A 12,347-nucleotide genomic window follows, 5' to 3' on the forward strand; every position below is an offset into this window, starting at 1 on the left:
CGCACGAGAGGCCCGCCGGCCCGGCGAGCCCCCACGGTCTGCGCTCTCGGGAGGACCTGCCATGACCGCCAGTCTGGAGCAGCTGCGCCGCTGCCACTTCGCCGTCGACCTGGGAGCGGCGCGGACGCGGGTGTACGTGAAGGGGGCCGGGCTCGTCGTCGACCAGCCGTCCGCCGCCGCGGTGAACACCCGCACCGGCGCGCTGATCGCGGTCGGCGAGTTCGCCGAGAAGATGACCGGGCGCACCCCGCACTACATCCGTGTCGTGCGCCCGGTCTCCGGCGGCACGGTCGTCGACATCGAGATGGCGCAGCGCATGCTGCGTCATCTGCTCGGCGACAAGATCCGCCGCCAGCTGCGCCGCAAGCCGTTCCTGCGCGCCGCCGCCTGCACCCCGCACGACGCCGACCCGCTCGCCCAGCGCGCCGCGATCGAGACCCTGGTGGGCCTCGGCGCCCGGCGTGTGGAACTCGTCGACACCCTGATCGCGGCCGCCGTCGGCTGCGGACTGCCCGTCGAACGCCCCGAGGCGACCATGATCATGGTCTGCGGGGCGGCCGCCACCCAGGTCGCCGTCCTCTCCCTCGGCTCGATCGTGACCGCCGAGCGGATCCCGGTGGGCGGTGAGGCCGTGGACCACGCGATCGTCCAGCACCTGCGCCACGAGCACGAGTTGATGCTGCCCAGCCAGTCCGTCCGGCCCCTGCAGGTCGCGCTCTCCGGCAACGGCCTCACCCCGCAGGGCCCCGCGTCCACCGAGATCCACGGACGGGACGTCGCCACCGGCCTCGCCCGTTCCGTGCAGGTCGACACCGCGGCCGTGCGGGACGCCATCGAGACCCCGCTGACCGCCGTGCTCGACGGCATCGGCAGGGTGCTGCGCGAGTGCCCGCCCGACCTGGTCGCCGACCTCGCCGACCGCGGGATCATGATGGTCGGCGGGTCCGCGCTGCTGCCGGGCTTCGACCAGATGCTGCGTCAGGCCACGGGGATGCCGGTGCACATCGCGGAACGGCCCGACATCTGCGCCGCTCAGGGCCTGGGCGCCATGCTGGAGGGCAAGATCGAGCCGCTGACGCTGGACCCGCTGGGCGCCTGAGCCCGGGGACCGGCCACCGTGACCGGCCTGCCGCCCCTGCCGCGCGCGGTGCTCGGCGCCGATGCGGAGCTCGAACTGCCCGCCACCCTGCGGCGCGTCGTGGACGCCGCCGCCGAGCTGACCGGCGCCCGGTACGCGACCCTCACCACGACCGAACCGGGCCGCGAGGGCCCCACCTGCATCCACACCGCCGGTCCGTCCACGGCCCCGGACGTCCCGCCCGGGCCGGGTGCGCTGGAGCTGCCGATCGACGTGGACGGCGAGCCGTTCGGCCACCTCCACCTGGCCGGGAAGGAGGGCGACGGCCGGGAGTTCACCGCCGAGGACGTCCGGCTCCTGCACGTCCTCGCCGCCCAGGCCGGTCTCGCGATCGGCAACGCCCGCCGGTACGAGGCGGCCCGCTTGCGCGAGCGCTGGATCGAGGGCGCCGCCGCCGTCACCACCGCGCTGCTCACCGGCGAGGGCGCCGCCGACGCACTGCTGACGGTCGCCGAACGGGCCCGCCGCCTCGCCGACGCCGCCGCGGGCGTCGTCCTCCAGCGCACCGAGGACGGCGGCATGGAGATCGTCATCGCCGCCACCGCCGGCGACGCCGACACGGCAGGCGACCTCGGCGACCCCCGTGACCCCGACGGCCCCGACGGCCCCGACGGCCCCGACGGCCCCGACGGCCCCGACGGCCCCGACGACAGCGGTGGCATCGTCGGGGCCGCCATCCGGCCGGGCAGTCCGGTCCTCGTCCAACTGCTGGGCGGCGAGCCGGTGTTCATCGACGACTCGGCGAGCGACCCGCGGATGACGACCCATGTCCGGCACCGCTTCGGACCCAGCATGATGCTGCCGCTGCAGGCCGACGGACAGCTCATCGGCACCCTCGCCCTCCCCCGCCGGCGCGGCGACCCCCCGTACACCGAGGTCGAGAAGCTGCTCGCCGTCCAGTTCGCCTCGCAGGCCGCCGTCGCCCTGGTCCTCGCCGACGCCCGGCACCGCCGCGAGCGGCTCGCCGTCTTCGAGGACCGCGACCGCATCGCCCGTGACCTGCACGACCTCGTCGTCCAACGGCTGTTCGCCACCGGGATGATGCTCCAGGCGGCCCGGCGCGGGACCGCGCGGGAGACGGACCGGCAGGTCGACGAGACCCTCGGCCGAGCGGTGGACGAACTGGAGTCGACCATCCAGGAGGTCCGTACGACGATCTTCGCGCTCCAGCAGCCGCCCGCCGAGGCGCCGACGACCTTCCGCGGCCGGGTGCTGCGCGAGACGGCGGGCGCGGCCGCCCTCGTCGGCTTCCGGCCGTCCACCCGGTTCGACGGGGCGGTGGAGAGCCGGATCCCGGAGCGGACCGCCGGGCATCTCCTCACCGCCCTGCGCCGGGCGCTGGCCGCCGCGTGCGGCCGCCCGGGGGTCTCCCGCATCGAGGTGGCGATCGACGCGACCGCCGTCCTCCCCGACGGCCGGGCGGGCGTACGGCTGACGGTGCACGACGACGGGGGCGCCGAGAACGACGGGACGACCGTGACATGGCAGGCGCCGGTGTGAGCGAGCGCGACCTGCGTCCCTTGCCACCCCTGAACTCCTTCGTTAAAATACGATTGCTGTATGCAAATAGAATTTCGATCGGCAAATCGCGGTTGCACGGGTCACGCCGAGCCTCGCTCAGAGCGTTTATCGGAACACCGGGGGGATTTAATTGGGGGGTTTCCGCAGAGCCGACCGCGATCGGACCGTGTGCATCACCGGAATGGGCTGGACCACGGCACTCGGTGACGGTCTCGACGAGGTGTGGCAGCACCTGACACGCGGCCGCGTCGGCATCCGGGAGTCGGCGGGTGACGGCCGTCCGCCCACCGCCCTCCTGACCGCCGGCGAGCCTGCCGGACCTCCGTCCGAGCGGCAGGTCTCGCTCGCCGTGGCCACCGCGTCCGCCGCCCTGCGCGACGCAGACTGCCCGGCCGGGGACGTCGACGTCCTGGTGCTCGGCAGCAGCCTCGGCCCGCACCTGGACGACGCGGCCGGGATCTCGCCGCACACCCTGACGGCCGCCGTCGCCGCACGGCTGGGGGTGGGCCGGTCCGCGTCGGTGAGCACCGCCTGCTCCTCCGGCGCCGACGCCGTCCTGGCCGGCGCGGCCCTGCTCACCGGCGGCGAGGCGGAACGCTGTCTGTGCGGCGGCATCGACCTGCTCACCGAGGGCAAGCTCCTCGGCCACCGGGCGCTCGGCACCCTCGCCGCGTCCGGCGCCGTCCGCCCCTTCGACACCGACCGCGACGGCACCCTCTTCGGTGAGGGCGCCGGCTTCCTGCTGCTGGAGACCAGGGCCGCGGCCACGGCACGCGGCGCCCGGATCCTGGGCGAGCTGCGCGGCTGGGGCGCGTCCAACGACGGCACCGGGCCGACCGCACCGGACGAGACCGGCGCGGGCGCGGTCCTCGCCGTCCGGCGCGCCCTGGCCCGGGCCGGGGCCGACGCCGGGGACATCGCGGTGATCAACGCCCACGGGACCGGCACCCGCGCCAACGACACGGCGGAGGCGGCCTGCTACGCCACCGTCTTCGGCCCGAAGTCGGAGGCGGTCGTGTTCGCCACCAAACCGGCCCTCGGCCACACCCTGGGGGCCACCGGCGCCCTGGAGGCCATCGCCCTGCTCCTCGCCCTGCGGCACGGCACCGTGCCGCCGCTCCCGCACACCCGCACCGTCATGCCGGAGCTGTCGCTGCCGCTGGCCGCGGACGGCCCCCGGGAGTTCACCGGCTCCCTCGGCATCAGCCTCACTCTCGGCTTCGGCGGCTTCAACACCTGTCTGCTGCTGGCGGCCGAGCCGCGGACCCCGGTCGGGGGCGCCGCGTGAACCCGGCGCAGTGGTGCCCCGCGGGGGCCGTGATCACCGGTGGCGCCCTGGTCGAGACCGACGACCCGGCCACGGCCGGGCGCCGCGTCCCCGGGGTGTACGCCGACCCCGTGGCCTGGCTGATGGCCGAGACCGTGGCGGCCGCGCTGGAGAACTGCGGCGACGCCGCGCCGAGCCGTCCCGAGGCGGTCGGGGTCGTCGGGGTGAGCGAGGAGGCCACCCGCCGGACCCTGCGCGCGCTCGCCGGGTCCGTCCCCGGCGGCCGGGTCTCCCCGATGCGGTTCGCGGGCGCCGGAGCGGGCTCGCTCGTCGGCGTCGTCTGCTCGGCGTTCGGCTTCCACGGGCCGGTGTCGATGCTGCCCATGCCCCTGACCCCGGCCGTGCCGCTCGCCAGAGCGCTGTGCGGCGACTGGCTGCTCGGCGACCCGCCGAGCGCCGCGCACGTCCTGGTCGTCACCCACGAAGTCGACGACGAAGGCAAACACCGGGCGCACTGCCTGGTCGTCAGTGGGCCGGCGCCCACGCGGAGGCTCCGGAGCACATGACCTCGCAGAACACCACCCCACGGACCACCACGCCACGGGCCACCACGCCACGGGCCACGAGCTCACCGAACACGACGTCGGCGGGCGCGGCGTCGGCGGGCGCGACCTCACTGGCACCGGTCGACGCGCTCCTCGACGCCACCGCCGTCGGCGACTTCCTGGGCCGCGTCGAGGAGCTCTCCCGTACCGAGGACCCGGGCGGCCCGGCCGGGCTCCCGGCCCTGATCGACCGGTTCGCGGCACTGCCGGCCCCGCCCGGCGCCGTCGTCGTCATCGCGCTGCCGAACGGCATCCGGGCGCTGCGCTTCTTCTTCGCCGTCGCCCTCGCCGGCCACACCCCCGTGCTGCTCTCCCCGTCCACCCCGGTGTCCCGGGTCCGCGAGGTGGCCCGCGAACTGGGCGCCTGCGCGCTGGTCAGGGCGGCCATCAGGGCCGACGCGTACGGCGTCACCGACGTCACCCGCACCGGCGGCGCGGACCTCGGCCTCTTCACCGGCCGGCCGTATCTGCACCACGGGCCGGGCCACGTGATCCTGATGAGTTCCGGCACCTCCGGCATGGCCACCGGATGTCTGCACGGCCTCGACGCCCTGCTGCGCAACGCCCGCCGCCACGGCCGTTCCCTCGGCCAGCGCGCCGGCGACACCGCCCTGGTCAGCCTGCCCGTCTACTACTCCTACGCGCTGGTCGCCCAGGTCCTCGGCGGCCTCGTGCACGGCTCGCGGCTGGTCATGGCCGGACCGCCGTTCTCGGTGGCCGACTACCTGGCCACGGTCGCCGGCCGGGGCGTCACCCTCTCCTCGCTCACCCCGAGCCTGGTCAAGTCCGTCGTCACCGCGGGCGGCGAACTGCCCGCGCCGCTGCGCACGCTGAGCGTGGGCGGCCAGGCCCTCGACCCGTCGTACGTCTCCCGCCTGCTGAAACTCAACCCCGAACTGGGCCTGTACATCACCTACGGGCTGACCGAGGCCGGCCCGCGGGTCTCCACCCTCGCCGCCCACCGGGAACCCCCGCACCGGCACGGCTCGGTGGGGCTGCCCCTGGACGGCGTCGAGGTGCTCACCCGGCCCACCGACACCGGGGAGCGGGAGCTGCTCGTGCGCTCCGACACCGTCTACCGCAAGCGGGTCGGCGAACCCGCCCCGTCCAAGCGCGGTGATCTGATCGAGCCCGGCCTGCTGGCCACCGGCGACATCGGACACGTCGACGACGACGGGTACGTGTACGTGCACGGCCGCTCGTCGGACTTCGCGATGGTGCGCGGCGAGAAGGTGTCGACGGCGACCGTGCGCCGGGCGGCCGAGTCGCTGCCCGGGGTGGTCCGCGCCGCGACCAGGATCGCCGTCGTGGACGACGACTCCGCCGTCCTCGAGCTCGACGTCTTCGTCGACGACGCCGTACCGCCGTCCGAGGCCGAGATGCGGCGGCATCTGCGGTCCCTGCTGACCCGCAACGAGCTGCCGCTGACGGTCCGGATCCGGTCGCTGCGCGCGGGCGAGCACCACAAGTGACGGGCCCGGAGCCGCTCACCCTGTACTGCGTGCCGCACGCCGGCGGCTCCGCGCGCAGTTTCGTGCGCTGGCGGCGCGAGCTGCCGGCCGGGCTGCGCGCCCGGCCGCTGGAGATCGCGGGCAAGGGCCTGCGCTCCCGTGAGCCGCGGGCGGCGACCCTGCGGGCGGCCGCCGCCGACCTCGCCCTGCGCCTGGACCCGTCCGGCCGGTACGCGCTGCTCGGGCACAGCATGGGCGGCCTGCTCGCCTACGAGACGGCCCTCGCCCTGCACGCCCTGGGCCGCCCCGCGCCCGAGTTCGTCGTGGTCGCCGCCGCCCGGCCGCCGCATCTCCTCGGCGCCTCCTCCTACGGCCCGCTGCTCGGCCTGGGCGACGACGCCCTGCTCGACGCGCTCGCGGAGAACGGCCGGATCCCGGCGCAGGTGCACCGCTCACCGATGCGGCACCAGTTCGTGCCGGTGATCCGCGGCGATCTCGCGCTGCTCGCCGGCCACCGCCCCGACCCCGGGCCGCGGCCGCTCCCGAGCGATCTCTTCGCCTGGTACGGCGACGGCGACGCGGACACCCCGCCCGAGGTGATGGCCGACTGGCGCCCCTACACCCGGCGCACGCACGTCGGGGAGGCCTTCGCCGGCGGCCACTTCTTCCTCCATGAACGCTTCGAGGAGGTCGCGGCCCGGCTTCTCGACCTCGCCGCGCAGCAGCGAGCGGGCCGCTGACCCGTACGGTCGGCGGCCCGCTCGCTCGCTGCGCGGTGGCCGGAGGGGGGATTCCGGGCCGGGCAGCGGTGTCAGTGCTGCACCGGGCAGCCGTTCCCGCCGCCGCGCACCGGGGCGTCGGCGTCGTGCCGGGTGCCGAGCAGCCAGTAGGCGTCCTCCGCCGCCCGCCACAGGTCCGGGAACAGCGCCAGCTGCGAGCGGGCCTCCAGCGTCGCCAGGGACCGGCCGCCCAGGCTCTGCGGCAGCTCCGGCTCGTCGTCGCCCTCCTCGTTGCCCTTGCGCAGTCCGGGCTGGCCGCCCAGTTGCGACCAGACCATGATCAAGTGGTGCTGCTTCCAGCCGAGGACACTGCCGTCCAGCCGCAGCATCGCCTCCCGCACCAGGGCCAGCGCCTGCGACCCGGCGGAGCGCGGGCCGTCGTAGCCGTCGTCCTGCTGGGCGATCACGTCCTGCAGGGACAGCCCGGCGCGCTCCACCGCCTGCTCGTAGGCCTTCCAGACCGGACGGGCCACCCGCCGCAGGTTGCGGTAGCCGGGCGAGTCCAGACCGGTGGCGTCCTCGGGGAGCGCGTTGCGCATCATCAGCAGGCTGTGCTGCGGCAGGTGGTCCGTGAGCAGCCGCACCGCCTGGACGGTGACCTCGCTGAGCCCGGTGGCCCGGTCGAACATGCGGACCGCCTGGTGGTGGCGGTCCTGGTCCAGGTGTCCGATGGCCCGGCGCAGTTCGTAGTGCACCTGGACCCAGGCGTACTCGGTGATGAGGTGGGTGACCTGGAAGAACCGCTGGTCGGGGTGTTCGGTCTCGCTTTCCGGGACCAGTGCGCCGAGGGCGTCGGTGAGATGCAGGACGTTCTCGTAGTTGCTGCCCCGGTCGAAGTCGTAGGAGAGCAGGGCGTTGGGCTCGTCCGGGTTCAGCGAGCGCTTCACCGGGTCTCCTCTTTGGTGTACTCGACCAGCCAGTGACCGGGCAGCTCGAACTTCCTGGCGTCCGTCAGGGTGAGCCCGACGCCGGCCCCGAGCTCGCGCAGGTCCTCCATGCTGCGTTCACGGCCGCCCAGCAGGACCAGCATCAGCAGGTCGGCGTAGCTCGCCATCACGGGGTCCTTGCCGCTGTCCAGCAGCCGCTCGACGACCACGACCCGCCCGCCGGGGGCGAGCGCGGCCGAGCAGCGGCCGAGGATGCGGGCGGCGTCCCGGTCGCTCCAGTTGTGCAGGGTGTTGGCGATCAGGTAGACGTCGCCGCCGGCCGGCACCGGCTCGAAGAAGCTGCCCGCGACCAGCGCGCAGCGGTCCGACACCGGGGCGGTGACCCCGGTGGCCTCGTCGATGACGCTCGGCAGCTCCAGCAGCGTGCCGCGCAGCGCCGGGTGCTCGGTGAGCAGCCTCAGCAGCAGGGAGCCGTTGCCGCCGCCGACGTCCACGACGTGCCCCACCGACGCCCAGTCGTAGATCCGGGCCAGTTCCGGCACGAGCCGGTCCGCGATCCGGGCGATGCCCGTGTTGAAGGACTTCTCGATGTCGGGGTGCGCCTCCAGGTCCTTCCAGAAGGGCCGCCCGTGCGCCTGCTCGTAGACCGGCAGCCCGGTGCGCACGGCGTCCATCAGCCGGCCGACGGCCGGTTCGAAGCGGGCCTCCATGGGGCGGCTGGGGTCCTCGTAGTCCAGCCAGCGGCGCAGATTGCTCGGGTGGTCGCCGAGCAGCACCCGGCCCACGTCGGTGAGCGCGTAGGTCCGCTGCCGCGACGCGCCGTCGGTCGTCTCCTCGAAGAGGCCGAGGAGACTGACGTAGTGCAGGACGCGGCCCAGGGACTGCTCGTCGGTGCCGGTCTCGGCGGCCAGGGCGGCGGCGGTCCGGTGCCCCTGCTCGACCAGGTCGGGCAGGCGCAGGGTCGCGGTCACCCGCACGGCGGTGGGGGTGAACCCGGAGCCCAGCGCGAGGATCGTGTTCAACGGGTCTTGGCGGAACACCAAAAGCCTCCAGTCGTTCTCGTTCGGTCGGTCGTTTCGCCGGGCGTTCCGGTGGGAATTCAGGAAGATTCTTCGATCTCGTCGAGGGCGTCGAGGAACCGCAGGAGGTCCTTTTGTTCGCCGAGCGACGTGCGGAGGTATCCGGGGAATCCGAACAGTCCCGCATTGCGAACGAGAATGCCGAAATCGGCGGCGAGACGATCCTGCGCGCGGGCGCAGTCCTGGGCCGCGACGGCGACGAAGTTGGTCACGGAGGGCAGATGGGCGCGCCCCCGCCGGTCCAGCTCGCCGACGAACCAGTGCCGCCGTTCGGCGGTGGACCGGCGTACCCCGTCGACGAAGTCCCGGTCGCCGAGGGCGGCGGTCGCGGCCGCCTGGGCGAGCCGGTTCACGCTGAAGGGCAGGGCGCGCAGGGTCGCCCGCAGCCCGGCGATCAGATCGGGCCGGCCCACGGCGTAGCCGACGCGCAGCGCGGCCAGGCCGTAGGCCTTGGAGAAGGTGCGCAGGGCGACGACCGGCGCGTCCCCGTCCTGCAGATCGCGGGTCTGCGGGGTGTCCGGGTCGGCGAACTCCATGTACGCCTCGTCGCACACCAGCGGGACCCCGCTGCGGTGGGAGGCGTCGGTCAGCGCGGCCAGTTCCCGCCGGGTCAGGGCCGCGCCGCTGGGGTTGTGCGGGTTGCACAGGTAGCCGATGCCGTGCCCGGGCAGCAGCGCGGCGAACCCGTCGGCGTCGACGGCGGTGCCGACCGGCGCCACGGCGGTGCAGCCGCGTCCGACGAGCTCCAGACAGGTCCGGTAGCCGGGGAACGTGCCGTCGGTGACGAGCCCGGGAAGGCTCCGGTCGCCGAGGGTGAGGGCGGTGGCCAGGACGAGTTCGTCACTGCCGTTGGCGACGGCGATGTGCTCCGGGCCGACGTCCCAGTGTGCGGCGAGCGCCCGCACCAGCTCCCCCCGCTCGGGGTCCGGATAGACGTTGACCCGCGCCAGTTCGCGTTCGGCCGCCCGCACGGCCGCCTTGCAGGCGCCGTGCGGACTCTCGCTGAGGTGCAGCCGGACCAGGTCGTCGGCTCCGGGGACGCTCGCGTTGAACGCCCGGCCGACGACGGGCGCTCGCCCCCCGGCCGGGACCGGCCCCGCGCCGGCCGGGACCGTCGTCCCGGCCGGAAGGACCGGCTGTCCCGCAGAGGCCGCCGGCTCTCCCGCGACCGGGTTCGCCGGCTGCCCCGCGGCCGGGGTCACAGGTCGTTCCCGAGGAGGACGCCGAAGCAGTAGCTGCCGACCTCCGCCTCCAGGGTCAGGAAGCAGTGTTCGCTGCCGGCCGGGATCCGCATGACGGCCGGGGAGAGCAGTTCGTGCCGTCTGCCGTCGAGCCGGACCTCGATGCGGGCGCCGCCCTTGTTCGGTGAGACCAGCAGGTACAGCTCGTCGACCGGGTGGGTGTGCGGCGCGGCGACGGGCTTGCCGACCAGGGTGCTCAGTTCCCCGCCGGCGAGCTGCACGGGCAGGCCGCCGAACATGTCCGCGGTGAGATAGAAGGGTGCGGGCTGGTGGTGCCCGGCCACGGCGAGGGGGATGGGCAGATCCTCCACGATCTCGGGGTCGGCGGGACCTCGTTCGCTCATCACTGGGCCTCCAGGACGAACAGGTAGGTGTGCGGGGCGCCGAAGGGAACCGTCCGGCGCAGGTGCAACCCGCCCTCGTGGAAGAGGTTCTCGTACTCCTCGCGCGTGTAGATCGGGACGCCCATCAGCGCGTGGGCGAGCTCGAAGCCGCTGGAGAAGACGGGCAGCGTGTCCTTCTCCCCGCGCGGCCGGACGGTGGTGTCGGCGAGCAGGAAGGTGTGCGCGCGGGGGAACGCCTTGCGCAGCGCCGGGATGACGTCGGTCCGGGTGGTGGGGTCGACCAGCAGGTCGTGCAGGAACATGAAGCTCATCGCGACGTCCACCTGGTCGGCGCCCTCGATGCGGCGGCCCCGGAAGAGGACGTCGAGGACGTCGGCGCAGATCGGCTGGACGCGGTCGGCCAGCTCGTGGCGCTCGACCGTGCCGGCCGCCAGCGCGGTGGCCGAGGCGCTGATGTCCAGGCCCAGACCGCGGGCGCCGGGGCGGGACTTGACGAGACGGCACACGCGCTCGCTGATCCCGCTGCCGAGGTCGGCGAGGACCGAGAAGTCGAGGGCGGCGATCTGTTCGTCGAGCAGGTTCCGCATCAGCGCCATGTCGGCCTGGGCGGAGCCGAGCGCCACCATGGCCTCGTCGCGCAACACGTCCTTGCCGAAGGCGCGTTCTCCTCGCGCGATGGACGCGGCGTTGGCGAAAACGTCGTGGTATCCGCCCACGCCCCAGGTGAAGAAGCCTATTTTCCGGCGGAGTTCACTCCAGGCCGGGGTGGGCGTCACCACTTCGTCGCCGACGTCGAGATAACCGAAGGCCGCCGCCGCCGACAACAACTGGCGGAAAACGCTTTCGTCCAGCTGACGGCGCCAGCAGTACTCGCGCGGATCGAGCCGGTCGGCCTCGTCGAACCAGGCGAACAACCCCAATTGCTCCAGGGCGAAAACGACATGGGTGGAGATGAACCCGTTGAACGCGGTGTCGGCATCGAGCGGAGTGTTCGCGGCGCCCTGCCATTCGGCGGGACGGAAAACGCTTTCACCTAACTCTTGGAGGCCGTCACGGGAAAGGGGAGCAGTCACGAGAAGTGCCTTCCTTGTTTCGGTCGAATGCCGAGCTCCGGTCGAGCCGACGTTGATTCGATGCCGACGCCCGAATCGCCGGCGACCGGTCACACGCGGGGCGAGGTGGCGGCGACGCGTTCCACCGCCACCGCCAGTTCCCGCACGGTGGGGTGGTCGAAGAACAGCCGGTTGGGCAGCCGGACGCCGAGCCGCCGGCGCAGTCGCATGAGCACCTGAGTGGCTTTCAGTGAGTGACCGCCCGCCTCGAGGAAGGGGGTGTCGTCATCGAAGTCGTCATGCCCCAGCACCTCGATCCACGCCGCTCTGACCTGGTCCTCCATGGCCTGCGCGGACGGTGTCACGGATGGCTCGGAAGCCGGCCGGGAAGGCGGTGCGGACGTCGGTCCGCAAGGTTGGCCGGAAGATCGCCCGGCATACGGATCCGGACGTGTTTTCACGCCGTCGTCGCTCAAAGGAATTCCCCCGTGTCATGAAGGATCACGGTCGATCACCCCGGATGCGGAGCAGCCGTAAAACGGGCCCGCACATGGGCGTGGCCGAGTCTGACTTCAATTGTTTTCCCCCGTAGAAACGGACGCTCCACCGGTAGGTCAGACCGGTTCGGTCCCTGCGGTGATTGCTCACCCTGGCGACAGATCGCCGATATCGGAGAGTAGGCAGCGGCCATCGAGCCAGTCAAGGGTCGAATGTCGGCCAGCCTGCGCCGGATCACCCCTGGCCAACGCTTCGACCGTGGGTGTAAACCCGCCGCGACATTCACGTGCATCGGCCATCCGGTTGGCCGAAAAGCGGGTTGACGGCCGAAACTCGGCACCTCTACGGTCGATGAGTCGATTGTGAACGCAGTATTTCAAGGGTTGCGTTCGAGGCCGACGTCAACCGGCGTGACAGGGGGAATGATGTACGCCGCAACGGGGGAGAAAGAACCGGTCGACCAACCGGTTCCCTATTCCGTCAGA

Annotated in this window: 12 protein-coding genes; 6 read left to right on the plus strand and 6 right to left on the minus strand. The window is 73.3% G+C overall.

What is annotated here, in order from left to right:
* Positions 1 to 61: 61 nt before the first annotated feature.
* From J2X68_RS01750 to J2X68_RS01775, 6 genes are all read left to right on the plus strand, one after another.
* Positions 62 to 1,099 carry a rod shape-determining protein gene (locus J2X68_RS01750; protein WP_054238174.1) on the plus strand — a complete coding sequence of 346 codons (1,038 nt, stop codon included), beginning with the start codon at positions 62 to 64 and terminating at the stop codon, positions 1,097 to 1,099.
* A gap of 18 nt (positions 1,100 to 1,117) precedes the next feature.
* Complete coding sequence (locus tag J2X68_RS01755) at positions 1,118 to 2,638, plus strand: GAF domain-containing protein (protein WP_310430597.1); 1,521 nt, start codon at positions 1,118 to 1,120, stop codon at positions 2,636 to 2,638.
* A gap of 187 nt (positions 2,639 to 2,825) precedes the next feature.
* Positions 2,826 to 3,947 carry a beta-ketoacyl synthase N-terminal-like domain-containing protein gene (locus tag J2X68_RS01760; RefSeq protein ID WP_310430598.1) on the plus strand — a complete coding sequence of 374 codons (1,122 nt, stop codon included), beginning with the start codon at positions 2,826 to 2,828 and terminating at the stop codon, positions 3,945 to 3,947.
* On the plus strand, positions 3,944 to 4,492 hold the full coding sequence (locus tag J2X68_RS01765; RefSeq protein ID WP_310430599.1) for a hypothetical protein: 549 nt from the start codon (positions 3,944 to 3,946) through the stop codon (positions 4,490 to 4,492). The genes J2X68_RS01760 and J2X68_RS01765 overlap by 4 nt, the downstream gene beginning before the upstream one ends.
* A complete protein-coding gene (locus tag J2X68_RS01770; protein WP_310430600.1) occupies positions 4,489 to 6,003 on the plus strand; it encodes a class I adenylate-forming enzyme family protein in 1,515 nt (504 codons plus the stop codon). The genes J2X68_RS01765 and J2X68_RS01770 overlap by 4 nt, the downstream gene beginning before the upstream one ends.
* Positions 6,000 to 6,722, plus strand: coding sequence for an alpha/beta fold hydrolase (locus J2X68_RS01775; protein WP_310430601.1), 723 nt, complete (start codon positions 6,000 to 6,002; stop codon positions 6,720 to 6,722). The genes J2X68_RS01770 and J2X68_RS01775 overlap by 4 nt, the downstream gene beginning before the upstream one ends.
* A 71-nt stretch (positions 6,723 to 6,793) precedes the next feature.
* Here the strand turns inward: J2X68_RS01775 and J2X68_RS01780 are convergent, their stop codons facing one another.
* The 6 genes from J2X68_RS01780 to J2X68_RS01805 form a co-directional block, all read right to left on the minus strand.
* Complete coding sequence (locus J2X68_RS01780) at positions 6,794 to 7,648, minus strand: hypothetical protein (protein ID WP_310430602.1); 855 nt, start codon at positions 7,646 to 7,648, stop codon at positions 6,794 to 6,796.
* Positions 7,645 to 8,688, minus strand: a complete 1,044-nt coding sequence (locus tag J2X68_RS01785) for a methyltransferase (RefSeq protein WP_310430603.1) — start codon at positions 8,686 to 8,688, stop codon at positions 7,645 to 7,647. Before J2X68_RS01785 ends, J2X68_RS01780 begins: the two co-directional genes overlap by 4 nt.
* Positions 8,689 to 8,747: 59 nt before the next feature.
* Positions 8,748 to 9,929: a histidinol-phosphate transaminase gene (locus tag J2X68_RS01790; protein WP_310430604.1), complete on the minus strand. Its 1,182-nt coding sequence runs from the start codon at positions 9,927 to 9,929 to the stop codon at positions 8,748 to 8,750.
* On the minus strand, positions 9,926 to 10,312 hold the full coding sequence (locus J2X68_RS01795; protein ID WP_310430605.1) for a cupin domain-containing protein: 387 nt from the start codon (positions 10,310 to 10,312) through the stop codon (positions 9,926 to 9,928). Before J2X68_RS01795 ends, J2X68_RS01790 begins: the two co-directional genes overlap by 4 nt.
* Entirely contained in the window at positions 10,312 to 11,385 is a 1,074-nt protein-coding gene (locus J2X68_RS01800; RefSeq protein WP_310430606.1) for an SAM-dependent methyltransferase, read from the minus strand. Before J2X68_RS01800 ends, J2X68_RS01795 begins: the two co-directional genes overlap by 1 nt.
* 89 nt (positions 11,386 to 11,474) lie before the next feature.
* Positions 11,475 to 11,729, minus strand: coding sequence for an acyl carrier protein (locus J2X68_RS01805; RefSeq protein WP_310430607.1), 255 nt, complete (start codon positions 11,727 to 11,729; stop codon positions 11,475 to 11,477).
* Positions 11,730 to 12,347 lie beyond the last annotated feature (618 nt).

This window comes from Streptomyces sp. 3330, assembly GCF_031456635.1.
In the GTDB taxonomy this organism is placed as follows: domain Bacteria; phylum Actinomycetota; class Actinomycetes; order Streptomycetales; family Streptomycetaceae; genus Streptomyces.